The following is a 23,814-nucleotide window of genomic DNA, read 5'->3' as shown; positions in this document are numbered from 1 at the left end:
TCAAGCCCCCGCGATGCCGTAGTACTTCATGCAACCGGCCACCAGCACCCACACGATCGCGATGGGAATGAATACCTTCCAGCCCAGTCGCATGATCTGGTCATAGCGGTAGCGCGGGAAGGTGGCGCGCAGCCACAGGAACAGGAAGGCAAAGATGAACACCTTGGCGAACAGCCACAGCGGATTGCCATGGCCGACCAGGCCCCAGCTCGCCGGGAACGGGCTGAGCCAGCCGCCGCAGAACAGGATCGAGGCGAGGAAGCTCACCAGGATCATGTTGGCGTACTCGGCCAGGAAGAACAGCGCGAACGCCGAGCCGGAATACTCCACGTGGAAGCCGGCGACGATCTCCGACTCGCCTTCCGCCACGTCGAACGGCGCGCGGTTGGTTTCGGCCACGCCGGAGATGAAGTAGATGATGAACACCGGCAGCAACGGCCACATGTACCAGCTGAAGATGCCCTTGCCGCCGGCCTGCGCGTTGACGATGTCGGTGAGGTTCAGCGAACCGGCCAGCACCAGCACACAGACCAGGCACAGGCCCATCGCCAGCTCGTACGAGATCACCTGCGCCGCCGAGCGCATCGCGCCAAGCAGTGCGTAGCGCGAGTTCGACGCCCAGCCGGCAAGGATGATGCCGTACACGCCGATCGAGGTCATCGCCAGCAGGTAGAGCAGGCCCGCGTTCGCGTTCGACAGCACCAGCTTGGTGCCGAACGGGATCACCGCCCACGCCGCCAGCGCCGGCACCAGCGCGATCAGCGGCGCGAGGTAGTACAGCGCGCGGTTCGCGCTGCTCGGCAGGATCACTTCCTTCAGCAGCAGCTTCACCACGTCGGCGAAGGCCTGCAGCAGGCCGAACGGGCCGACCTTGTTCGGCCCCATGCGCACGTGCATCCAGCCGAGCACCTTGCGCTCCCACCACACATACAGCGCCACCGTGACCACCAGCGGCAACACGATGCACAGGATGTGGATGACCGGCCAGACGACCTGGTTGAGTAGCTGTTCGCCCATGTGCCTTACGCCTTGCTCAAGGTGATGGCTGCGCCGTAGGGCGGCAGCGTGGCGGTGATGTCCTGCGCAGCCTCGATCCACACGGCGCCATCCGGCACGCTGCGGTCGATGGCCACCGGCAGAGTGGCGTCGCCGACGCGCACCGCCGCACCCTCGGCCAGGCCGAGGCGCGCGGCTTCGTCCGCGTTGATGCGGGCGGCCGGCGCACGGTTCAGCGGATGCGCGTTCAGCGCGGTGGCACGACGCAGCACCGCGTCGCCACGGTAGATCGGCCAGGTCGCAAGGCGCGCGAGGCCGGCCACCGGCTTGCGCGCGGCCAGCGAATCGCGCGCAGCAACGGCGCGCGCCGCGATGCCGTCGCGCAGGCCCGCGAGGTCGTCGAACTCGAAGCCGGCGAGCTGCATCAGGCCACCCAGCGCGCGCAGCACCTTCCAGCCCGGACGGGCTTCACTCGGCGCCCGCGCACCGGCCTGCACCGCCTGCGCCATGCCGTCGACGTTGACCAGCGTGCCGTCGGTTTCCGGCAGCAGCGCGATCGGCAGGATCACGTTGGCCACCTCGCGCAGCGCGTCGCTGGCATAGGCGCTGAACGCCACCACCTGCTGCGCGCCGCGCAGCGCGTTGAGCGCCAGCGCGCCATCGGCGAAGTCGTGCGGCGGCTCCGCGCCGTACAGCACGTAGCCCTTGCGCGGCTGCACCAGCATGGCCTGCGCATCCAGGCCGCCGTTGCCCGGCACCGCGCCGAGCTGGGCCAGGCCGACGGCGTTCGCGCCCACCGGCAATTCGTTGTAACCGGCGCCAGTGGCGCTGGCGACGAAGCGCGCGATGGCGCGCAGCCACGAGGCTTCCGGATGGGTGGCCGCGGCTTCGCCGAGGATCACCACCGCCTTGCCCGACTTCAGCGCGGCGATCGCGGCATGGTCGCCCTCGTCGCTGGCGGCGGCGTTGATCGCGTCGACCAGCGCGGCCGGCGCGGCGGCGCCTTCCGCCACCGCGGCGCGGGCCAGCGCCAGCAGCGCGTCGACCATGCCCTGCGGCGGCACGATGGCGGCGCCGGCCAGCTTGTAGTTGAACTCGAACGCGGCCGGATTGACCGCGTACACCTTGGCGCCCTGCTTGGTCGCCTGGTGCAGGCGATGGTTGAGCAGCGGCATCTCGCGGCGCAGGTCGGAGCCGACCAGCAGCGCGGCGCGCACCTGCGACACCTCGGCCACCGGCAGGCCGAAGCGCGTGGCCACGGCGTTGTCGGCGAAATCGAGCTGGCGCAGGCGATGGTCGACGTGGGCGCTGCCCAGGCCGCGCGCGAGACGCAGCAGCAGGTCGGCTTCCTCGTTGGTGGTGGCCGGATGCACCAGCACACCCAGCTCGCTGCCCGGCACGCCCTTCAGCGCCTCGGCGGCGACGGAAAGCGCGTCTTCCCAGGTGGTCTGCTGCCACTGGCCGTTGCGCTTGACCTGCGGCGCGCCGACGCGATCCGCGGCGTACAGGCCCTGGTGGCTGTAGCGGTCGCGGTCGGACAGCCAGCACTCGTTGACCGACTCGTTGTCGCGCGGCACGGTGCGCAGCACCTCGCCGCGGCGCGTGTGCAGCCACAGGTTGGAGCCCAGCGCGTCGTGGTAGGCCACCGACGGCTTGGCGATCAGCTCCCAGGCGCGCGCCTGGTACTGGAACGGCTTGTTGGTGAGCGCGCCCACCGGGCAGACGTCGATGATGTTGCCCGAGAGCTCCGTTTCGACGGTTTTCCCGATATACGTGCCGATCTGCAGGTTCTCGCCGCGGCTCATGCCGCCCAGCTCGTAGCTGCCGGCGATCTCGCTGGTGAAGCGCACGCAGCGCGTGCACTGGATGCAGCGGGTCATCTCGGTGGCGACCAGCGGCCCGATGTTCTCGTCGGCGATGGTGCGCTTGCGCTCGGTGTAGCGCGACACGCTGCGGCCGTAGCCCAGCGCCACGTCCTGCAGCTCGCACTCGCCGCCCTGGTCGCAGATCGGGCAGTCCAGCGGATGGTTGATCAGAAGGAACTCCATCACGTCCTTCTGGAACTTCAGCGCCTTGTCCGTGCGCGTGGTGACCTTCATGCCCTCGCCCACCGGCGTGGCGCAGGCCGGCTGCGGCTTGGGCATCGGGCGGCCGCCCATCTCCACGTCCACCAGGCACATGCGGCAGTTGGCGGCGATCGGGAGCTTGCGGTGGTAGCAGAAGCGCGGGATGGCGATGCCTACGGCGTCGGCCGCCTCGATGATCATCGCGCCCTTGCGGATCTGCACGGGCTTGCCGTCGACCTCGATGTTGACGACGTCGGGGGCGGCGTTGTTGGTGGGCTGCGCACTCATGCAGCGACTCCACGGTTGGCGGCGAGCCGGTCTTCGGTCATCGACCGACCATGCTGCACGTAGTATTCGAATTCGTTCCAGAACTTGGCGAGGAAACCCTGCACCGGCCACGCGGCGGCTTCGCCGAACGCGCAGATGGTGTGGCCCTCGATCTGGCCGGCGATGGCCTTGAGGCGGTGCAGGTCGTCCTGCGTGCCGTTGCCTTCCACGATGCGGGTCAGCACGCGGAACATCCAGCCGGTGCCTTCGCGGCACGGCGTGCACTGGCCGCAGGACTCGGCCTTGTAGAACTGCGCGATGCGGTGGCAGGCCTTGACCATGCAGGTGGTCTCGTCCATCACGATCACCGCGCCGGAACCCAGGCCCGAGCCCAGCTTCTGCAGGCAGTCGTAGTCCATCGTGGCGGACAGCATCTCCTCGGCGTTGAGCACCTTCATCGAGGAGCCGCCCGGGATCACCGCCTTGAGCTGGTTGCCGTTGCGCACGCCGCCGGCCATCTCCAGCAACTCCTTGAACGAGGTGCCGAGGCGGATCTCGAAGTTGCCCGGCTTGGCGACGTGGCCGGAGACCGAGAAGATCTTCGGGCCGCCGTTGTTCGGCTTGCCGAGGTTGAGGAACCACTCCGCCCCGTTGCGTAGGATCGCCGGCACCGAAGCGTAGGTCTCGGTGTTGTTGATCGTGGTGGGCTTGCCGTACAGGCCGAAGTTGGCAGGAAACGGCGGCTTGAAGCGCGGCTGGCCCTTCTTGCCTTCCAGCGACTCCATCAGCGCGGTTTCCTCGCCGCAGATGTAGGCGCCGGCGCCAAGCGCGCCGTAGATGTCCACGTCAATGCCGGAGCCCTGGATGTTCTTGCCCAGCAGGCCGGCCGCGTAGGCTTCCTTCAGCGCTTCCTCGAAGTGCTCGAAGGGCTCGTGGTGGAACTCGCCGCGCAGGTAGTTGTAGGCCACGGTGGAGCCGGTGCAGTAGCAGGCGATCGCCAGGCCCTCGACCACCGCGTGCGGGTTGTAGCGCAGGATGTCGCGATCCTTCGCGGTGCCCGGCTCCGACTCGTCCGAGTTGCAGAGGATGTACTTCTGCATGTTGCCCTTGGGCATGAAGGACCACTTCAGGCCCGTCGGGAAGCCCGCACCGCCGCGGCCGCGCAGGTTGCTGTTCTTGACGATCTCGACCAGCGAGGCGGGATCGGGCTTCTCGGCGAGGATCTTGCGCCACGCCTTGTAGCCCTCCACCTTCTCGTAGTTGTCCATCGCCCACGGCTTGTCGAAATGCAGCGTGGTGTAGACGACCTGGTGTTCCTGGGGTGCGGGCCCGACCGGACCGGTAGTGCTTGCCATGTCGCGCTTACTCCAACCCGTCCAGAATCTGGTCGAGCTTCTCGATAGTGATCCGCTCGTGGTAATGGCCGTTCACGGTCATCGCCGGCGCGTACACGCAGGCCGCGATGCACTCCTCCTCGCGCTTGAGGTAGATGCGGCCGTCCGCGGTGCTCTCGCCCAGCTTGATGCCGAGCTTCTGCTCGCAATGCTTCACCAGATCCATGCCGCCGTTGAGCCAGCACGAGATGTTGGTGCAGATCGCCACGTTGTTGCGGCCCACCGGCTTGGTTTCCAGCATCGAGTAGAAGCTGGCCACCTCGTAGGCCCACACCGCGGGCAGGTCGAGGTACTTCGCCACCGCGGCGATCAGCTCGTCGGTGAGGAAGCCCTGGTTCTGTTCCTGCGCGGCGAACAGCGCCTGGATCAGCGCCGAGCGCTTGCGATCCGGCGGGAACTTGGTCAGCCAGTGGTCGATGTGGTGCCGCGTGTGCTCGTTGAGCACGGCGAGCGGATCGACGTTCTTGACCTGGTCGTAATGTCCGGTGGCTTTCATGCGTTTCTCCGTCGTGCCGGCTCAGCGATCCACTTCGCCGAACACGAGGTCGTAGGTGCCGATCATCGCCACCACGTCGGCCAGCAGGTGGCCGCGCACGATGGCGTCGATCGACGACAGATGGGCGAAGCCCGGCGCGCGCAGGTGCACGCGGAACGGCTTGTTGGCGCCGTCGGAAACCAGGTAGCAGCCGAACTCGCCCTTGGGCGCTTCCACCGCCGCGTAGGTCTCGCCGGCCGGCACGCCGTAGCCTTCGGTAAACAGCTTGAAGTGATGGATGAGCGCTTCCATGCTCTCCTTCATCTCGGCGCGCTTCGGCGGGGCGACCTTGTAGTTCTCCACCATCACCGGGCCGGGGTTGGCCTTCAGCCACTTCACGCACTGCTTGATGATGCGGTTGGACTGGCGCATCTCCTCGACGCGCACCAGGTAGCGGTCGTAGCAGTCGCCCTGGACGCCCACCGGGATGTCGAAGTCCATCTCGGCGTACTTCGCGTAGGGCTGCTTCTTGCGCAGATCCCAGGCGATGCCCGAGCCGCGCAGCATGGCTCCGGTCATGCCCCAGGCCTGCGCCTGTTCCGGCGAAACCACGCCGATGCCGACGGTGCGCTGCTTCCAGATGCGGTTGCCGGTGAGCAGTTCCTCGTACTCGTCCACCTTCTTCGGGAAGTCGTCGGTGAAGGCGTCGAGGAAGTCGAGCATGGAACCTTCGCGCCAGCTGTTGAGGCGCTTGAGATCCTTGCCCTTGTGCCAGGGCGATTCGCGGTACTGCGACATGTGGTCGGGCAGGTCGCGGTAGACGCCGCCGGGACGGTAGTACGTGGCGTGCATGCGCGCGCCCGACACCGCCTCGTAGACGTCCATCAGCTCCTCGCGCTCGCGGAACGCGTAGAGGAACACCGCCATCGCGCCGAGGTCGAGCGCGTTCGAACCCACCCACATCAGGTGGTTCAGGATGCGGGTGATCTCGTCGAACATGGTGCGGATGTACTGCGCGCGCTCCGGCGCCTCGATACCCAGCAGGTTCTCGATGGCGCGCACGTAGGCGTGCTCGTTGCACATCATCGACACGTAGTCGAGGCGATCCATGTAACCGATGGACTGGTTGAACGGCTTGGACTCGGCCAGCTTCTCGGTGCCGCGGTGGAGCAGGCCCACGTGCGGGTCGGCGCGGACGATGGTTTCGCCGTCCATCTCCAGCACCAGGCGCAGCACGCCGTGCGCAGCGGGATGCTGCGGGCCGAAGTTCATCGTGTAGTTGCGGATTTCCTGGGCCATCGAATCAGTTCCTGCGCCAGTCGTCGGCGGCTTCGGCCTTGGCCTGCATGAGGTCGGCGTCGTCGCGGATCACGCGCGGCACGCCGACGCGCGGCACCACCGAGGTGACGGGTTCGTACACCACGCGCTTCTGCTCCGCGTCGTAGCGCACCTCGACGTTGCCGATCAGCGGGAAGTCCTTGCGGAACGGATGCCCCACGAAGCCGTAGTCGGTGAGGATGCGGCGCAGATCCGGGTGGCCGTCGTAGATGATGCCGTAGAGGTCGAACGACTCGCGCTCGAACCAGTTCACGCCCGGCCAGATGCCGCAGACGGAGGGCACCAGCGGCAGGCTGTCGTCCTCGCAGAACACGCGCAGGCGTAGGCGCTGGTTGTGCTCGATCGAGAGCAGGTGCATCACCGAGGCGAAACGGCGCGGGCGGTTCACGTCGCGCGGGCGGTCGGCCCAGTCGAAGCGGCCCATCGCATCGCCTTCCACACCGCGCGAGAAGCCGGTGCTGGTGACGTCGGTGGTATCCCACTCGACCTGGCCGTAGCCGAGGTAGTCGATGCCGCACAGGTCGACCAGCTCGCTGAAGCGGAAACCCGGCTCGTCGCGCAGCGCGGTGGCCACGGCAAGCAGGTCGGCGGCGGCGAGTTCCGCGGTGGTTTCGTTACGCTCCACGCTGATCTTCAGCGTGTCGCCGAACCGCGCGGCAAGGCGCTCGGCCAGCGAGGTCTTTGGGGTATCGGTCATGATGGCTCGTGCCTCAGCCGCGGGCGATGGTGCTGGTACGGCGGATCTTCTTCTGCAACTGCAGGATGCCGTGGATCAGGGCTTCGGCCGTGGGCGGGCAGCCCGGCACGTAGATGTCCACCGGCACGATGCGGTCGCAGCCGCGCACCACGGAATAGGAGTAGTGGTAGTAGCCGCCGCCGTTGGCGCAGCTGCCCATCGAGATCACCCACTTCGGCTCGGGCATCTGGTCGTAGACCTTGCGCAGCGCGGGGGCCATCTTGTTGACCAGGGTGCCGGCCACGATCATCACGTCGGACTGGCGCGGCGAGGGACGGAACACCACGCCGTAGCGGTCGAGGTCGAGGCGCGCCGCGCCGGCGTGCATCATCTCCACCGCGCAGCAGGCCAGGCCGAAGGTCATCGGCCACATCGAGCCGGTGCGCGCCCAGTTCATCAGCGCGTCCACGCTGGTGGTGGCGAAGCCGCGCTGCACGATCGGGTTGTCGCCGGCCGGGCGCAGGATGTCGTCCACCACGTCCAGCGGCTGCGGGTTGTGCATCACCTTGTCGATAGAGGAGATCACTCCCATTCCAGTGCTCCCTTCTTCCAGACGTAGGCGAAACCGATCACCAGCAGCAGCAGGAACAGCGCCATCTCGATCAGCGCCGTGATGCCGATCTGCTTGAACACCACCGCCCAGGGGAACAGGAAGGCGATTTCCAGATCGAAGATGATGAACAGGATGGCCAGCAGGTAATAGCGCACGTCGAAACGCGCACGGGCATCCTCGAAGGCCTCGAAGCCGCACTCGTAGGGCGAAAGTTTTTCCGCGCTGGGCCGGTGCTTGCCGGCCAGCATGCCGATCACCAGCAGGACGAGACCAAGGCCGGCGGCCACGGCGATGAAGAGCAGTACAGGCCAATATTCGGCAATCACGGTGCAACCTACCTCCGCGCCATCGGGCGCATCAGCGACCGCGGGGAAACGGTCCGGCAATGCGTTTCGGGCAACCGCGCCACCAACGGGTGACAAGCACGGGCGCCCGACTCTCCACGATCCAAGGTCGTGAACCCACGCATTGTATCAGTGCGTACCGACACCACAACAGCTTGACGTTCGCCGGATGCGCAAAAACAGCCCCCTGTGCGCGTCCGCGAAGAGACCGACAATCACATGGTGTGCGTGGGCCGCTCGGAGTTGAGCACGCCGGCCAGCATGTTCTCGATGCGCTGGCGCGCCACTTCCGCATCGGGCGTGTCGTTGAAGTGGATGCCGATGCCGGCGGTGCGATTGCCCTGCGCGCCGGTGGGGCAGATCCACGCCACCTTGCCCACCACCGACAGGCGCTCGCTCTCGTCGGCCAGGGTCACCAGCAGCACCACTTCGTCGCCCAGCGTATACGTCTGCGCCGTGGGCGCGAACAGCCCGCCATGGCGCAGGAACGGCATGTAGGCGTTGTACAGCGAGGCGGCGTCCTTGATCTTCAGCGAGATGATGCCCTGGCGGGCGGCAGCGGCGATGGGGTTCATGCGGGCTCCTGGACGGCTCTCGGCTGTCGATGCGACGACGCCCATGCTAGCGAGCGCGGCACGCCACGCAAAGCCTCACAGCTCGCGCCAACCCCAATGGTCGAAGATCCACGGCGAGGGCAAGGCCAGCGATAGGCGCACGAAACAGGCCCCGTCCACCGGCGCGGCCGGCCAGTCCAGCCGCCAACCGCCCTGCCCGTCGCGCTGCAGCGGCGCATCGCGCCATGGCCACTGCCGCACCTCGCCAGAGACGCTGGCCACGGTCAGGCGCAGGCGCGGTCGCAGCAGCGGCGATGGCCGCCAGGGCAACGCACGGCTCGTGCCGAAAGACGCGGGCTCGATGGGCACATGCAGCTCGGCGCGACCGGCAAGCCGACGAAACCGCCTGCCGCTCAGGGCCAACTGGGTGGCATACGCCGCCAGCGCCGCTTCCTTGACGGCCTGCTGCGCGGACGTGCCGGCCGATCCTGGCGCCAGCATGGCGCCGCCTCGCCCATGTATCAGGAAGCCAAGCAGGGCCGGCGCGCATCCCAGCCGTGCCAGCGCCATGCGCACCAGCACATGCGCTGCGCCATGGTCGGGATGGCGATCGCCCAGCGCCGGCGCGGCGATCAGGCTTGGCGCGAAATCCGTCATCGCGGCCGCGAGCTCGGCCAGCGGTCGCCGATCCGCTTGCAGCAGGCGGTCGAGCACGCCCATGTCCGGCCAGCCCAGCGGTTGCAATTCGGAGGCCGGCACGCCCAGCCGGCGCAGCGCCTCCCCGCACTCGGCACGCCGGCGGCGCCCCCAGCGTTCGCGCTCGCCCGCGCCGATGAACCAGCGCCGCTCCAGCCAGCGCTGCGGCCAGGGGTTGTTGTCGCCGTCGGTGAGCAGCAGCACGCGCACCGCGCCGCCGGCCGCGCGCACGCGCTGGATCAGCAGGCCGTTGGCGAGGGTTTCGTCGTCGGGATGCGGCGCCACCACCAGCAGGCGGGTTTGCGCCGTGATGGTCGAGAACGCCGGCGCGCTCAGCGCCATTGCGCCAGCAGCTCCAGCAGCAGCAGGTCGCCGCGCAGGGGGCCGCGCAAGGCGTCGCGGGTGCGGTTGGCAGCGTCGTACCAGTGCGCCAGCGCCTCGCCGTCCATCGCGCTGGCGAGCGGCGGCGCGGCCTGCGCAGCCTGCGCGCGCCGCTCGTCGGCCACTGCCTGCGCGGCGAACCACAGGCGCTGCGCGGCCTCGTCGTCCAGCCAGCGGCGTGCCATCTCGGCCGCCTGGCCGCGGCCGGCAGCCAGTGCGGCGAGGTCGCGCCGCACTTCGGCACGACGCTCCAACGCGCCCTCCTGCGCCCAGGCCAGCGCCAGGCCGGGATTGCCCAATGCCGCTTCCAGCGCCTTCTGCGGCTGCGCCACGCCCTGCCCTTGCAGCCAGGCCTGGGCCTCTTCGGTCGACGGCACGCTGAATTCGATGCGCTGGCAGCGGCTGCGTATCGTCTGCGGCAAACGCCACGGGGCATCGGCGAGAAGAACCAGCATGGTGCGCGCGGCCGGCTCCTCCAGCGTCTTCAGCAATGCGTTCGCCGCCGCCGCGTTCATCGCATCGGCCGGGTCGATCAGCGCCACCTGCCAGCCGCCGAACTGGCTGCTCATCGCCAGCCGCGCGGAGAGGTCGCGGATCTGCTCCACCACGATCTCGGTGCGCGGCGTGCCGTCCCGGCGCAGGCCGAAGCTCAGCGTGACAACGTCGGGGTGCGTGCCCGCCGCCAGCAGCAGGCAGCTGCGGCATTGCCCGCAGGCCTCACCGTCCTGCGCACGCTCGCACAGCAGGCCGCGCACGAAGCGCTGCGCGAATGAGCGCTTGCCCAGCCCGGCGGGGCCGCACAGCAGCAACGCGTGCGGCAAGGCATCGCGCTGCCGGCGCGCCTGCAGGCGCGCCCAGTCCGCCGCATGCCACGGCATCGCGCTCATGCCGCCGCTCCGAACAAATGCGTGGTGGCGGCCACGGCATCGTGCAGCACCGCCTCAGGCGATTGGCTGGCGTCGATCACGCGGAAGCGCTGAGGCTCGGCAGCGGCACGCGCGCGATACGCGGCGCGCACGCGCTCGAAGAAACCATCGGCCTCGACCTCGATGCGATCCGCCTCGCCACGGCCAGCGGCACGCGCGCGGCCCTCGGCCACGGGCAGGTCGAGCAGCAGGGTGAGGTCGGGCTTCAGCCCGTCGCAGGCCCACTCCTCCAGCGCCGCGATGCGCCCGGCCGGCTGGCCGCGGCCGCCGCCCTGGTAGACGTAGCTGGCGTCCACGTAGCGGTCGCACAGCACCCAGCGGCCAGCCGCCAACGCAGGCTCCAGCGTCTCGCGCACCAGTTGCGCGCGCGAGGCGAACATCAGCAGCAGCTCGCTCTCCGCGCACATCGTGCGCTGCGCGGGATCGAGCAGGATGCCGCGCACCAATTCGCCCAGCGCGGTGCCGCCCGGCTCGCGCGCCAGCAGCAGGTCGACGCCGCGGCTTTCCAGATGCGCGCGCAGGCCCGCCAGCAAGGTGCTCTTGCCCGCGCCCTCGCCGCCTTCCAGCGTGATGAAACGGCCCCGTCCAGTCATTGGCATCGCTTCAATTGGTAGCAGGCCACGTTGCGGTTCTGCTCGGCCAGGGTATCGGCGAACACGTGCGTGCCGTCGCCGCGCGCCACGAAATACAGCGCCGTGCCGGGCGCCGGATGCAGCGCCGCCATGATCGCCGGCTTGCCCGGCATCGCGATCGGCGTGGGCGGCAGGCCCGGCCGCGTGTAGGTGTTGTAGGGCGTGTCGGTGGTGAGGTCGGTCTTGTGGATCTTGCCCTGGTAGCTGTCGCCCATGCCGTAGATCACGCTGGGGTCGGTCTGCAGCAGCATGTGATCCTGCAGGCGGCGCACGAACACGCCAGCGATCTTCGCGCGCTCGTCGGCGCGGCCGGTTTCCTTCTCCACGATGGAGGCGAGGATCAGCGCGTCGTAGGGCGTGGCCAGCGGCAGATCCTTGTCGCGGCCCGGCCACAGTTCGTCCAGCGTCTTCGTCATGGCGGCGTGCGCGCGCTTCAGCACGTCGAGGTCGCTGTCGCCCTTCACGTAGGCGTAGGTCTCGGGCAGGAAGCGCCCTTCCGGCTGTTCGCCTGCCGCGCCGATCTTCTGCATGATCGTGGCATCGTCGAGGCCCACGGTGTCGTGCTTGAGCTTGTCCGCCCTGGCCAGCGCCGCCAGCACCTCGCGGAAGGTCCAGCCGTCCACAAGGGTGACGTTCCGCTGCAGCACCCTGCCTGCCGCCATGTTGGCCAGCAGCACGCGCGGCGTGATGCCGACCGGCGTGGCGTACTCGCCCGCGTGCAGCCGGCCGGCCACCTGCATCTGCACAGCAAGCAATCGCCAGTACAAGGGCGACGCCGTGCTCAGGCCTTCGGCGCGCAACTGCTTCACGATCTCCTTGAAGCTGCTGCCGCGGCCGATGTCGATGCTTTCGCCCTGCGCGGAGACGTGCAGCGGCGCGTCGCTGAAACGGCTGAAGTCGTGCCAGCCCCAGATCGCGCAGCCGATCGCGGCGATCAGCAACGCGAGGATGGTGTTGCGCCAGCTTTTGCCTTTCATGCCTGCTCCATCGGAAAACCGAGTCCGCGCCAATGCGACTGCATTGCGCGGGCCGCCGAACCGGGAGCGAACACCCTATCGCCCACGGCCTGAACGGGCAGGATGCCGCGAACGCTGGAGCTTAGGAAGAGTTCGCCGGCGGCGAGGCACTCGGCCAGCGGCAGGTCGCGCACCTGCGCCTGCGGCAACGCGTGCAGCAATTCGGCGCGCAGCACGCCGGCCACGCCGCAGCGATCCACGCGCGGCGTCACCGTCACGCCGTCGATTACCGCGAACAGGTTGGCCGCGGTGGCCGAGACCGCATTGCCGTGCTGGTCGCACAGCAGGCCTTCGGCGATGGCCGGATCGCTCCACTCGGCGCGCGCCAGCACCTGCTCCAGCCGGTTGAGGTGCTTGATGCCGGCCAGCAGGGGCTGCCCGGCGAGGCGCGTTTCGCACAGATGCAGGCACACGCCATCGCGGTACGTAGCCGTAGACACTGCCGGCATCGGGAACGCCGCCACGATGCGGGTGACACATGGCGCCTCGGGCATCGCGTAGCCGCGCGCGCCCACGCCACGGGTGAGCGTGATGCGCAGCACGGCATCAGCCATGCCCTGCGTGGCTGACTGCGCCTCGCGCCACAGCAGCGCGGGATCGGGCGCGGGCAGGCGCAGCCGTTCGCAACCCTGCGCCAGCCGCTGCATGTGGCGCGGCCACAGCGGCGCCTTGCCGGCGACGAAGCGGATCGTCTCGAACAGGCCGTCGCCGTACAGCAGGCCGCGATCCAGCGCGGCGACAGTGTCCCGCCGTTGGCCATCGACCAGCATCATGCGTCCGCCGCTCCCAGCGCGCGCAGCAGGCCGCGCGCCTTGGCGCGGGTTTCGTCGAGTTCCTTTTCCGCCACCGAGTCGGCCACGATGCCGGCGCCGGCACGCAGGCTCACCGTACCGTCGGCCAGGGTCAGCGTGCGGATCAGGATGTTGAGGTCGAGGTCGCCGTTGCGGTCGAGATAACCCAGCGCGCCGGTGTAGGCGCCGCGCGGCGCATCCTCCAGCGCGGCGATGATCTGCATGCAGCGCACCTTGGGGCAGCCGGTGATGGTGCCGCCGGGGAACACCGCGGCGATCGCCTGCCCCGGCGTCGTGCCCTCGCGCAGCCGTCCGCGCACGTTGGAGACGATGTGGTGCACGTGGGCGTAGCTTTCCACCGTCATCAGCTCGTCCACCTCGACCGTGCCCGGCACGCAGACGCGGCCGAGGTCGTTGCGTTCGAGGTCGATCAGCATGACGTGCTCGGCGCGCTCCTTGGGATGCGCGGCGAGCTCGCGGATGCGCGCCACGTCGTCGTCGCCGGCCGTGCGCGGACGGGTGCCGGCGATGGGGCGCGTCTGCGCGAGGCTGTCGCGCACTTCCACCAGCCGCTCGGGCGAGGAGCTGGCGATGGCCCAGCCCGGCTGTTGCAACAGGCCGGCGAACGGCGCGGGATTGGCGCGGCGCAGGGCGGCATGCAGCGACGCCGGCGTCGGCGGTTCGGCGTAGTGCGCGCGCCACGCACGCGACAGGTTCACCTGGAAGATGTCGCCCGCGTGCAGGTGTTCGTGGATGCGCGCCACGCCGTCAAGGAAACCTCTCGGCTCGTCCTCGACCAGCCGCATGGGCTGAGGCAGGATCGGGATCGCCAGCGTTGCCGCCAGGTCGGCTTCCAGCGCATCGAGCAGGTGCGCGCTGCCCGCCTCGGCCACCAGCACGGTGCAATCGCGCGCATGGTCGACGATGGCCGCCGCCGGGCAACGCAACGCCAGCGCCACCGGCAGCACGGCATCGGCGCGCAGGCGCAGCTTCGGCTCGATCTCGCCGGCCAGCTCGTAGCCCAGCAGCAGTGCCCAGCCGCCGTGGAACGGCAGGCCGTCGTCCTCGCGCGGCAAGCGTTCGGTTTGCCATGCGGCGTCCAGCGCATCGAGGAAGCGCGCACCTACGGCATCACCCTCGGCATTGCGCACGACGCCATCGGCAGCCAGCGTGAGGCTGCCCTGCGGGAACGCGAACAGGATGTCGAAGCGCGCCTGCGGCGTGCCGTGCAGCACGCTTTCGAGCAGGCAGGGATAACGCTTCGGAAATGCAGCGGCCGGCGCGAGCAGGTCGCGCCGGCCGTGCAGGGTTCGCCGGTGCATCACGTCAGACGCGACGGAAGACCAGCGTGCCGTTGGTGCCGCCGAAGCCGAAAGAATTGGAGATCGCCACGTCCAGCTTCGCCTCGCGCGCGGTGTGCGGCACGAAGTCGAGGTCGCAGCCCTCGCCCGGCTCGTCGAGGTTGATGGTGGGCGGCAGCACCTGGTCGCGCAGGGCGAGGATGGAGAAGATCGCCTCCACGCCACCGGCCGCGCCAAGCAGGTGGCCGGTGATCGACTTGGTGGAGCTCATCGCCAGCTTGTAGGCATGCTCGCCGAACACGCGCTTGGCGGCCAGCACCTCGCCCAAGTCGCCCAGCGGCGTGGAGGTGCCGTGCGCGTTGACGTACTGCACCTGATCCGGATTCATGCCGGCATCGCGCAGCGCGGCCTCCATGCAGCGCGCGGCTCCCTCGCCGCCCTCGCTGGGCGCGGTGATGTGGTAGGCGTCGCCGCTCATGCCGTAGCCGCCAAGCTCGGCGTAGATGCGCGCGCCGCGCGCCTTGGCGTGTTCGTATTCCTCCAGCACCAGCACGCCTGCGCCGTCGGACAGCACGAAGCCGTCGCGATCCTTGTCCCACGGGCGGCTGGCCTTGGCCGGCTCGTCGTTGCGCGTGGACATGGCCTTGGCCGAGCAGAAGCCCGCCATCGCCGTGCCGGTGGTGGCGAACTCGGCGCCGCCGGCGATCATCACGTCGGCATCGCCGTACTGGATCATGCGCGCGGCCAGGCCGATGTTGTGGGTGGCGGTGGCGCAGGCGGTGACGCAGGCGATGTTCGGCCCCTTCAGCCCGAACATGATCGACAGGTAGCCCGACACCATGTTGATGATGGAGCTGGGCACGAAGAACGGCGACACGCGGCGCGGCCCCTTCTCGTGCAGCTCGATCGAGGTGTCCTCGATGGTGTTCAGGCCACCGATGCCGGCGCCCACCGCGGCACCGATGCGCGGCGCGTTGGCCTCGGTGATCTCGAGCCCGGAATCGCGCAAGGCCTGGGTGCCCGCGGCGATGCCGTACTGGATGAAGTGATCCATCTTCTTGACGTCTTTCGGCGACACCCAGTCGGCCGGGTTGAAGCCCTTCACCTGGCCGGCGATGCGCGTGGCGTAGTTGCTGGCGTCGAAGTGGGTGACTTCGCCGATGCCGCTGACGCCCTTGAGCACGTTGTCCCAGGCCGAAACCAGGTCGTTGCCGACCGGCGAGATGATGCCCATGCCGGTCACTACCACGCGTCGCTTGCTCATGCTGTTTTCCTTCGTATTGCGGGGAGCCGGCGTGCGGCCGCCTCCCGTCGTTCGCGGATGCCCGTGGCCATGGCGCACCATACGGGATCGGACGTTGCAGATTGCAGAAACGAAAACTGCGCCATGTCGGCGCAGCTTCCGGTACCGCTTGCGAAGCAGTGGCGCATCGCGCCTGCCTGCCGCCGCTCGATCAATCCTTGGAGTGGGCCTTGATGTAGTCCACGGCCTGCTGCACGGTGGTGATCTTCTCGGCGTCTTCGTCCGGGATCTCGGTCTCGAACTCTTCTTCCAGCGCCATCACCAGCTCGACGGTGTCGAGCGAGTCGGCGCCCAAGTCGTCCACGAACGAAGCGTTCGCCGTGACTTCGTCTTCCTTCACGCCCAGCTGCTCGACGACGATCTTCTTGACGCGCTCTTCGATGGTGCTCATTGCAAATCTCCCACGGGGAATGTGTTGTGCGCCGGCCCGCGGCCGGCAAGACCGGCGGATTGTAGTGGCTAAGCCGCAAGGCCGCCACGCATTCCGCCGATGTCGTGAAGCCGGCCTCGCGACCGAGGCGAAAACGCGATTGTCGCCGAAAACTCGACCATGCGCGACAGTTTGGGCAAGCGTTTGAAACCGCCCTCAGGGCATGTACATGCCGCCGTTGACGTGCAGCGTTTCGCCGGTGATGTAGGCCGCGGCGGGCGACGCGAGGAAGCCCACCGCCTTGGCGATGTCGCCGGCCTCGCCGAACCGGCCCAGCGCGATCTGGTTCAGCAGCCCCTCCTTCGCCGACTCCGGCAGCGAGCGCGTCATGTCGGTGTCGATGAAGCCCGGCGCCACCACATTCACGGTGATGCCGCGCGAACCGATCTCGCGCGCCAGCGACTTGGAGAACGCGATGATGCCGGCCTTGGCCGCCGCGTAGTTGGACTGGCCCGGATTGCCGGTGAGGCCGATCACCGAGGCGATGGAAATGATGCGGCCCTTGCGCGCCTTCATCATGCCGCGCATCACCGCCTTGCTGGTGCGGAACACCGAGCTGAGGTTGGTGTCGAGGATGGCCTGCCAATCGGACTCGGGCATGCGCATCAGCAACTGGTCGCGGGTGATGCCGGCGTTGTTGATCAGGATGCTCACCGCGCCGAATTCCTTGGCGATGCCGTCGATCAAGGTCTCCACCGCGGCGGCATCCGTCACGTCCAGCACGCGGCCATGGCCGCCATGCGCGGCCAGCCGTTCGCCGATCGCCGTTGCACCGGCTTCGCTGGTGGCGGTGCCGATCACGGTGGCGCCCATCGCGGCCAGTTCGTCCGCGATTGCCGCGCCGATGCCGCGGCTGGCGCCGGTGACCAGCGCGATTTCACCTTGCAGGGATGGGGTCATGTCGTTTTCTCGTGTCGTTCGTCAAGGAAGCTCTGATTTTGCCCGTCATCCCGGCACAAGCCGGGATCCAGTGCCTCTAATTCATTGGGCGCCAGGACGCTGGATCCCAACTTGCGCTGGATGACGCGCGAGAAGCGCCACGCTGTCAGCCCCATTCGGCCAGCGCAGCGTCGAGATCGGCAGGCATGCCGATGGCGCGCGCCTCGATGCCCTTGTCGATGCGCTTGACCAGGCCAGCCAGCACCTTGCCCGGGCCGCATTCGGCGATGCGCGTGGCGCCGCCGGCAGCCAGCGCCTGCACGCACTCCGTCCAGCGCACCGGCAGGTAGAGCTGGCGCTGCAGCGCGCCGCGGATGTCCTCGATGCTGTCGTAGCGCTTCGCCTCTGCGTTCTGGATCACCGGGATCGCCGGCAGTTGCCACGCCAGCGCGGCCATGCGCTCGCCCAGCCGGTCGGCCGCATCGCGCATCAGCATGCAGTGCGAAGGCACCGATACGGCCAGCTTGATCGCCTTCTTCACGCCCAGCTCGGCAAGCCGCGCCAGTGCGCGATCCACCGCTTCGGCATTGCCGGCGATCACCAGCTGGCCCGGCGAGTTGTAGTTGGCCGGCGCCACCACCTGGCCCTGCGCGGCCTCGTCGCAGACCTGCGCGATCTGCGCGTCGTCGCCGCCCAGGATCGCCGCCATTGCGCCCGTGCCGGCGGGCACCGCGGCCTGCATCAGGCGGCCGCGCTCGGCCACCAGCGCCGCCGCATCGTGCAGCGACAGGGCGCCCGCGCACACCAGCGCGCTGTATTCGCCGAGGCTGTGACCGGACAGCTGCGCCGGCAGCGCGCCGCCCAGCTTCCGCCACACGCGCCACGCCGCCACGCTGGCGGCGAGCAGCGCGGGCTGCGTGTTCTCGGTGCGGTTGAGCTGGTCTTCGGGCCCCTGCTGGCTGAGCGCCCACAGATCCACGCCCGCACCTTGCGAGGCTTCGTCGAACGTCGCCTTCACCTCGCCATGCGCAGCGGCCAGTTCGGCCAGCATGCCGACCGATTGCGAGCCCTGGCCGGGGAAGACGAAGGCGAGGTTGGAATGGGTGGTGCTCATGCGATCTTTCTCCTGCTCAAAAGCGAAAAGCGCTGCATCGTCCCACTCCTCTCCTCCGGCATCGCCGCAGGATACGGAGTTCGGAACGGCGCGACTTTTCCGGATACCCGCTTCTCAATAACGCAGCAGCGCCGAGGCCCAGGTGAAGCCGCCGCCGAAGGCTTCCAGCAGCAGGTTCTGGCCGCGCTGCACCTTGCCCGAGCGCACGGCGTAGTCCAGCGCCAGCGGCACCGAGCCGGACGAGGTGTTGGCGTGCTGGTCGACGGTAACGATCACGCGATCCATCGGCATCTGCAGCCGCTTCGCGGTGGCCTCGATGATGCGCAGGTTGGCCTGGTGCGGGATCAGCCAGTCGATGTCCGACTCGTGCATGCCGGCGGCTTCCAGCGTCTCGTCGACCAGCGAATCCAGCGTCTTCACCGCGACCTTGAACACCTCGCGGCCAGCCATCCTGATGCGCACGCCGTGGTTCGGTTCGTCCCTGAAGCCGACGGACACGCCGACCGGGTTCCACAGGAGTTCCTTGTAGCCGCCGTCGGCATGCATGCAGGTGGCGTAGATGCCGGGCTCGCTGGAGGCTTCGAGCACCACCGCGCCGGCGCCGTCGCCGAACAGCACGCAGGTCTCGCGCTCGCTCCAGTCCACCATGCGGGTCAGCGTCTCGGCGCCGATCACCAGCACCTTCTTCGACTGGCCGCTCTTGATGAACTTGTCGGCGATGCCCAGCGCGTACATGAAGCCCGAGCAGGCGGCGTTGACGTCGAACGCCGCGCAGCCGTTCGCGCCCAGGCGGTGCTGCACCAGGCAGGCGGTGGACGGGAAGATCAGGTCGGGCGTGGTGGTGCCCACCACGATCAGGTCGAGCTCGGCGGCCTTCACGCCGGCGGCCTCGAGCGCGCGCTGCGCGGCGAGCAAGGCCAGGTCGCCGGTGGTCTCGCCATCGGCGGCGATGTGGCGCTGGCGGATGCCGGTGCGGGTGCGGATCCATTCGTCGCTGGTGTCGACGATCTTCTCCAGATCGGCGTTGCTGACGGCGCGCTCGGGCAGTGCGCTGCCGGTGGCGATGATGCGGGAGTAGATCGGGGCCATTCCGTTTTCCGTGGGACGCAAACCGTGGATTGAACGCCCTGCGCGGCGCATGCGCAACCGTTCGGACGTCCACTCGAAACCCTGCAACGCGAAACGGCGCGTCGCCGCGCCGTTTCGTTCGATGCCTGCGGCGGATTCCGTGAGCGGAACCCGCGAGCGCGATCAGTCTTCGACCGACACGGCGCCCTTGGTCTCGATGACCTTCTTGCCGCGGTAGAAGCCGTCGGCGGTGACGTGGTGGCGCAGGTGCACCTCGCCGCTGGTCGGGTCGGTGGACAGCTGCACGGTCTTCAGCTTGTCGTGCGCGCGACGCATGCCGCGGGTGGACGGGGTACGGCGGCTCTTGGCAACGGCCATGGTAGTTCTCCAACTGAAACTGCGTTCGATTTCTACGTGATCGGGGCCACACGCCCCGACCGGTTTACTTCTTCAGTTCGCGCAATACCGCGAACGGATTGTTCTCGTGCGCCCGCGCCTCGTCCTGCTCCGGTTCGCCGCGCTCCGCCAGCGCCTCGGGCAGGCTGCTGTCCGGGTTCACCGGCACCAGCGGCAAGGCCAGCAACAGCTCGTCCTCGATCACGTCCGCCGGATGCAGGCGGCCGTCCTCGGGCACCAGCAGCGGCTCGCAACCGGGCGGCAGACCCGCCTCGTCGCGCTCCTGCCGGATCAGGCCGAGCCGGCTGTCCACCGTCACCGGCAGCACGAACGGCTCCAGCGTGCGCTGGCAGACCATCGTCAGCGGCGCCTGGGCATGGACGTCCACGTAATCCGTGCCCAACTCGTCGCGGCCGAAATCCAGCCGGTAACGCACCTCGCCTTCACCGTCGGCCAGCGCACCGCGCAGGCGCCCGAAAACGGCAACCGGCATGGCTCCCTCGAACGAACGCCGCGCCGAAACCATGCGCCATGCGTCCACGGACTCTGGCAGTGTCACGGACATAACCGCGAAATGGTACGGGCCACCACCAGCCCGAGTCAAGCCGTGCGGGGCTCCGGCGGCGGCCGGCGGTTCGCTCAGAACCTCCAGTCCAGGCTGACCATGTAGTTGGTCGGCGCGCCGTAGTAGCCGATATTGTACAGGCTGGTGATGTATTTCCTGTCGCCGATGTTGTTGACGTTGGCGCGCAGGGTCAGGTTCGGCTGGATGGCCCACGCGGCGAAGGCGTTGGCCAGCGCATAGCTGCCCTGGCGCACGGTGTAGCCGGTATAGCCGTCCACGTTGGAAATCCCGCTCTGCCAGCGCCCGCCGACGCCGAAGGACAGCGCCTCGAAGCCCGGCACACGCGTGCTGAACGCGAGGTTGGCGGTGTGGCGCGGCACCCACGGGTAGGTGTCGCCGCCGTTCTGCCCGCTCATCTTCAGCGCGGTGTAGCCGAGCACGAGGTCGACATACCGGTTGAGCTTGCCGGTGGCCTCGAATTCAAAGCCCTTCGATTCGACGTCCACGCCCTTGTAGTAGTAGTTGCCCGAGCTGGCGTCCAGGCCGGCGTAGGTGCCCAGGTTCTGCTGCTTGGCGTCGAACCAGGCCAGCGTGGTCAGCAGGCGCTTGTCCAGCCAGTCGGCCTTGACGCCCACCTCGTAGTTCGTGCCCTTGGTCGGATCCAGGTAAACGTGGTGGATGTTGTACTGATCCTGCGGCTGGTAGATGTCCGAGTAGCTGACGTAGCCGAGCACGTGGTCGGTGAAGTCGTAGGTCAGGCCGCCGTAGGGGCTGACGTGGCTCACGTCCTGGTCGAAGGGTACGCTGGAGTTCACGCCGTCGCGGTGGAACCAGGCGTAGTTGAATCCGACCACGGCCTTGAGCCTGTCGGTCAGCGCCAGCCGGGTCACGCCGAAAGCGCGCTTCAGCCGCTGGTTCAAGGTGCTGTCGAGGGTGCGGGCGCCCCATGCCGGCTGGGCGATCACGTTGCCGGCATACGGGAACGCCGGCAGCGCGCCGAAAGCCGGGTCGGTGGCGGATACCGGGTAGTCCCAGAGGGTGTATTCGCTCTGGGCAAGGCTCACGCCGAACACCACCTGCTGGTCGCGGCCGAACAGCTGGAAATCGCCGTTGACCGTGGCATCGCCGAGATTGGCGGTGGTGACGTCCCGCCCCTTGTAGGGCCAGCCGTACAGGCCGAGGCCCGTGGCCGGGTCGATGCCGGCGCGGGTATAGGCGAAGAACAGCTGGTCGTCGTTCCTGATCTCGTTGTGGTTGTAGGACAGCTTGAGCTGCCAGTCGTCCGCGAGCTGGTAGGTGTATTCGGCGAACGCGTTCTGCGTGGTGGTGTTCCAGTGCGTCCAGTCCTGCGTGGTCGAGGCGCTGCGCGGCCATTCGGCCTGGCGGCCGTCGTCGTAGTCGAAGGTCAGCGCGCCCCACATGTTGCCGTTGGTTCTGGCCCGCTGGTACGAGTAGCCGAGCGTCAGCGTGCCGTTCTCGCCGACCTGGCCGTCGACCACGCCGTAGAGGAAGTCGCGCTTGTTGGCTAGGCCGCGCAGGTACGAATCGCCGTCCTGGTGCACGGCGACCACGCGCCCGGCCCAGGTGCCGTCCTGAGTGAGCGGCGTCGAATAGTCCGCCTCGACGCGCCTGGTGCCCCACGAACCGTAGCTGATGCCGACCTCGCCCTGCTCCGTGTTGGTCGGGCGCTTGCGCACGTAGTTGATCGTGCCGGCGGCATTGCCCACGCCGGTGAGCAGGCCGTTGGCGCCGCGGATCACCTCGATCTTGTCGTAGCCGAACGAATCCGTCGCACCGGTGGCGATGCCCCAGTCGTTGGGCAGGCCGACGCCGTCGATCTGGGTGTTCTCGATCACGAAGCCGCGCGAGAGGTAGTTGGTGCGGTTGGTTTCCCACTCCTCGACCTGGATGCCGGTGGCCAGCCGCAGCGCGTCGTTGACGCTGTTGGCGCCGAAGTCGCGCATCTGTCCGCTGCTCACCACGCTGATCGACTGCGGCGTGTCCTTGATGTCCAGGTCGAGGTTGGTGGCGCCGTTGCTGACGCGGTCGGCGCGCTGGGCGACGACGCGTACCGCGCCCAGCTCGGTGGCTTGCTTCCTGTCGGCGGCCGTGGCCTTGGCCGCGGCCTCGTCGGCGGGGCGTGCCTGGGCCTGCATGGCAAGCAGCAGCGAGACGGCAAGCACGGAAAGACGCGGGGCGCGCAGGGAGCGCGCACGACGGAAGGTATTGGACATGAGGGATTCCCGATGGTGACGAATGGGGGCCAGCGCGTGCCGGCGCCCTGCTCGACAAATTTTAAATGCGAATCACTCTCATATTCAACAACCGGAGACGCAAGAGCCGCGATTCGACTCGATGCGTCACGCCCGACACGGACAGCGGCCGCGGCTTGATCCACGCATGACGGCAAGCGGCCTATGGGACGAGCGCCTCCCCCCCCCCTGCGGCATTTTGCCTGCGCCCCCGGCATGCGTCAGACTGCCCGTCCGCCGACTGACCCCGGACTTTCGTGGATGCCTACCTGACGCTCGGCGTGGCCGCCCTGTTCGCTCTGTTGATCGCCGCCGCGGCCTTCGGCGTGCTGCAGCGCCGTCGGCTGAGCCGCCGCGCCGCCAGCGTGAACTGCCTGCTGGAACTGGCCGATCGCCTGGAAGGCGACCTGAAAGCCTGCCGCAACGGCCTGCGCCAGGCACATGCGGTGATGTCGCTCAATCCCGATCTGCCCGCCGCCAGCGAACAGGACGCCCGCCACGCCGTCGATGCCGGCCTGCAGGCGCTGCTGCACCAGCGCATCTGGATCCGCGACCGCGCCGCCCGCGCCAGCCAGCAGGAACTCGACGAAACCGCTGCCGCCATGCGTGCCAGCCGCGACCGCCTGCAGCCGCTGCTGCAGGCGCTGAATGCCGCCCAGCGCGACCTGGACAGCGCGATGCGCGAACACATCCACCGCGACGCCGAATGAACGCCGCCCCGCCCCGCATCGTGCTGGCCTCCACCTCGCGCTACCGCGCCGAGCTGTTGCGCCGCCTGCTGGCGGAGTTCGGGCAGCATGCCCCCGGCACCGACGAAACCGCCCTGCCCGGCGAAGCACCGGATGCCCGCGCGGCGCGGCTCGCGATCGCCAAGGCCACGGCTGCCGCGGGCGATTTCAGCGATGCGCTGGTGATCGGCTCCGACCAGGTCGCCGAACTGGACGGCGAGACGCTGGACAAGCCCGGCAGCGCCGCGAACGCCCGCGCCCAGCTCGCCGCCAGCTCCGGCCGCGTGGTGCATTTCCACACCGCGCTGTGCCTGCTCGACACGCGCAGCGGCCGCCACCAGCTCCACGTCGACCGCACCCATGTGCATTTCCGCGCGCTGGGCGCTGCGGAGATCGAACGCTACGTGGCGCGCGAACAGCCGCTGGATTGCGCCGGCAGCTTCAAGTGCGAAGGCCTGGGCATCAGCCTGTTCGAGCGTATCGAAAGCGAAGACCCCAGCGCCCTGATCGGCCTGCCGCTGATCGCGCTGGCAAGAATGCTGCGTTCGTCGGGCGTCGCCGTGCCCTGAAACCCGGCACGCCGCAAACCCGGTACGCTGCCGCTGCACCCACG

At 68.7% G+C, this 23,814-nt stretch carries 25 protein-coding genes; 2 read left to right on the top strand and 23 right to left on the bottom strand.

From position 1 onward, the window contains the following. The 23 genes from nuoH to ACZ5Z2_RS07230 form a co-directional block, all read right to left on the bottom strand. Entirely contained in the window at positions 1-1,017 is a 1,017-nt protein-coding gene (gene nuoH, locus ACZ5Z2_RS07340; protein ID WP_464761293.1) for an NADH-quinone oxidoreductase subunit NuoH, read from the bottom strand. A 5-nt stretch (positions 1,018-1,022) separates the two neighbouring features. Then, positions 1,023-3,350 (bottom strand): NADH-quinone oxidoreductase subunit NuoG, encoded by a 2,328-nt coding sequence (nuoG, locus tag ACZ5Z2_RS07335; RefSeq protein ID WP_464761291.1) that lies wholly within the window; start codon positions 3,348-3,350, stop codon positions 1,023-1,025. After that, positions 3,347-4,684, bottom strand: coding sequence for an NADH-quinone oxidoreductase subunit NuoF (gene nuoF, locus ACZ5Z2_RS07330; RefSeq protein WP_464761290.1), 1,338 nt, complete (start codon positions 4,682-4,684; stop codon positions 3,347-3,349). Before nuoF ends, nuoG begins: the two co-directional genes overlap by 4 nt. Positions 4,685-4,691: 7 nt before the next feature. Next, positions 4,692-5,219 carry an NADH-quinone oxidoreductase subunit NuoE gene (gene nuoE, locus ACZ5Z2_RS07325; RefSeq protein ID WP_464761289.1) on the bottom strand — a complete coding sequence of 176 codons (528 nt, stop codon included), beginning with the start codon at positions 5,217-5,219 and terminating at the stop codon, positions 4,692-4,694. A 21-nt stretch (positions 5,220-5,240) separates the two neighbouring features. After that, positions 5,241-6,497: an NADH-quinone oxidoreductase subunit D gene (locus ACZ5Z2_RS07320; protein WP_464761288.1), complete on the bottom strand. Its 1,257-nt coding sequence runs from the start codon at positions 6,495-6,497 to the stop codon at positions 5,241-5,243. Positions 6,498-6,501: 4 nt separating this feature from the next. Beyond that, on the bottom strand, positions 6,502-7,233 hold the full coding sequence (locus tag ACZ5Z2_RS07315) for an NADH-quinone oxidoreductase subunit C (RefSeq protein WP_464761287.1): 732 nt from the start codon (positions 7,231-7,233) through the stop codon (positions 6,502-6,504). Positions 7,234-7,246: 13 nt separating this feature from the next. Beyond that, complete coding sequence (locus ACZ5Z2_RS07310) at positions 7,247-7,804, bottom strand: NuoB/complex I 20 kDa subunit family protein (RefSeq protein WP_464761286.1); 558 nt, start codon at positions 7,802-7,804, stop codon at positions 7,247-7,249. Further along, positions 7,795-8,151 (bottom strand): NADH-quinone oxidoreductase subunit A, encoded by a 357-nt coding sequence (locus ACZ5Z2_RS07305; protein WP_464761285.1) that lies wholly within the window; start codon positions 8,149-8,151, stop codon positions 7,795-7,797. Before ACZ5Z2_RS07305 ends, ACZ5Z2_RS07310 begins: the two co-directional genes overlap by 10 nt. 233 nt (positions 8,152-8,384) lie before the next feature. Then, positions 8,385-8,744 (bottom strand): PilZ domain-containing protein, encoded by a 360-nt coding sequence (locus tag ACZ5Z2_RS07300; RefSeq protein WP_464761284.1) that lies wholly within the window; start codon positions 8,742-8,744, stop codon positions 8,385-8,387. A 75-nt stretch (positions 8,745-8,819) separates the two neighbouring features. Continuing rightward, a complete protein-coding gene (locus ACZ5Z2_RS07295; protein WP_464761283.1) occupies positions 8,820-9,761 on the bottom strand; it encodes a PIG-L deacetylase family protein in 942 nt (313 codons plus the stop codon). Next, a complete protein-coding gene (gene holB, locus ACZ5Z2_RS07290) occupies positions 9,752-10,687 on the bottom strand; it encodes a DNA polymerase III subunit delta' (RefSeq protein ID WP_464761282.1) in 936 nt (311 codons plus the stop codon). The genes ACZ5Z2_RS07295 and holB overlap by 10 nt, the downstream gene beginning before the upstream one ends. After that, positions 10,684-11,319 carry a dTMP kinase gene (tmk, locus tag ACZ5Z2_RS07285; protein ID WP_464761281.1) on the bottom strand — a complete coding sequence of 212 codons (636 nt, stop codon included), beginning with the start codon at positions 11,317-11,319 and terminating at the stop codon, positions 10,684-10,686. Before tmk ends, holB begins: the two co-directional genes overlap by 4 nt. Beyond that, the gene (gene mltG / locus ACZ5Z2_RS07280) at positions 11,316-12,335 is read right to left on the bottom strand and encodes an endolytic transglycosylase MltG (protein ID WP_464761280.1); all 1,020 of its coding nucleotides are present in this window, start codon (positions 12,333-12,335) and stop codon (positions 11,316-11,318) included. The genes tmk and mltG overlap by 4 nt, the downstream gene beginning before the upstream one ends. Continuing rightward, positions 12,332-13,147 carry an aminodeoxychorismate lyase gene (gene pabC / locus ACZ5Z2_RS07275; RefSeq protein ID WP_464761279.1) on the bottom strand — a complete coding sequence of 272 codons (816 nt, stop codon included), beginning with the start codon at positions 13,145-13,147 and terminating at the stop codon, positions 12,332-12,334. Before pabC ends, mltG begins: the two co-directional genes overlap by 4 nt. Beyond that, positions 13,144-14,487: an aminodeoxychorismate synthase component I gene (locus tag ACZ5Z2_RS07270; RefSeq protein ID WP_464761677.1), complete on the bottom strand. Its 1,344-nt coding sequence runs from the start codon at positions 14,485-14,487 to the stop codon at positions 13,144-13,146. The genes pabC and ACZ5Z2_RS07270 overlap by 4 nt, the downstream gene beginning before the upstream one ends. A gap of 4 nt (positions 14,488-14,491) precedes the next feature. Next, positions 14,492-15,730, bottom strand: a complete 1,239-nt coding sequence (fabF, locus tag ACZ5Z2_RS07265; protein WP_464761278.1) for a beta-ketoacyl-ACP synthase II — start codon at positions 15,728-15,730, stop codon at positions 14,492-14,494. Between the two features lie 190 nt (positions 15,731-15,920). Further along, complete coding sequence (gene acpP / locus ACZ5Z2_RS07260; protein ID WP_007513179.1) at positions 15,921-16,160, bottom strand: acyl carrier protein; 240 nt, start codon at positions 16,158-16,160, stop codon at positions 15,921-15,923. 195 nt (positions 16,161-16,355) lie between these two features. Beyond that, the gene (gene fabG / locus ACZ5Z2_RS07255) at positions 16,356-17,099 is read right to left on the bottom strand and encodes a 3-oxoacyl-ACP reductase FabG (protein WP_464761277.1); all 744 of its coding nucleotides are present in this window, start codon (positions 17,097-17,099) and stop codon (positions 16,356-16,358) included. Between the two features lie 145 nt (positions 17,100-17,244). Continuing rightward, positions 17,245-18,192 (bottom strand): ACP S-malonyltransferase, encoded by a 948-nt coding sequence (fabD, locus tag ACZ5Z2_RS07250; protein WP_464761276.1) that lies wholly within the window; start codon positions 18,190-18,192, stop codon positions 17,245-17,247. A 114-nt stretch (positions 18,193-18,306) separates the two neighbouring features. Next, complete coding sequence (locus ACZ5Z2_RS07245; RefSeq protein WP_464761275.1) at positions 18,307-19,281, bottom strand: beta-ketoacyl-ACP synthase III; 975 nt, start codon at positions 19,279-19,281, stop codon at positions 18,307-18,309. Between the two features lie 162 nt (positions 19,282-19,443). Then, positions 19,444-19,638, bottom strand: a complete 195-nt coding sequence (gene rpmF / locus ACZ5Z2_RS07240; RefSeq protein ID WP_192106966.1) for a 50S ribosomal protein L32 — start codon at positions 19,636-19,638, stop codon at positions 19,444-19,446. A 64-nt stretch (positions 19,639-19,702) separates the two neighbouring features. Beyond that, the gene (locus tag ACZ5Z2_RS07235; RefSeq protein WP_464761675.1) at positions 19,703-20,182 is read right to left on the bottom strand and encodes a YceD family protein; all 480 of its coding nucleotides are present in this window, start codon (positions 20,180-20,182) and stop codon (positions 19,703-19,705) included. A gap of 113 nt (positions 20,183-20,295) precedes the next feature. After that, positions 20,296-22,455, bottom strand: a complete 2,160-nt coding sequence (locus ACZ5Z2_RS07230) for a TonB-dependent siderophore receptor (protein WP_464761274.1) — start codon at positions 22,453-22,455, stop codon at positions 20,296-20,298. A gap of 275 nt (positions 22,456-22,730) precedes the next feature. Between ACZ5Z2_RS07230 and ACZ5Z2_RS07225 the strand changes: the two genes are divergently transcribed. After that, positions 22,731-23,183, top strand: a complete 453-nt coding sequence (locus tag ACZ5Z2_RS07225; RefSeq protein WP_464761273.1) for a hypothetical protein — start codon at positions 22,731-22,733, stop codon at positions 23,181-23,183. Next, a complete protein-coding gene (locus ACZ5Z2_RS07220) occupies positions 23,180-23,770 on the top strand; it encodes a Maf family protein (RefSeq protein WP_464761272.1) in 591 nt (196 codons plus the stop codon). Before ACZ5Z2_RS07225 ends, ACZ5Z2_RS07220 begins: the two co-directional genes overlap by 4 nt. Positions 23,771-23,814 lie beyond the last annotated feature (44 nt).

This window comes from Rhodanobacter sp. G1 (assembly GCF_055397855.1).
Note: the sequence above shows the minus strand (reverse complement) of the source record. Positions and strands in the feature narration are given on the sequence as shown.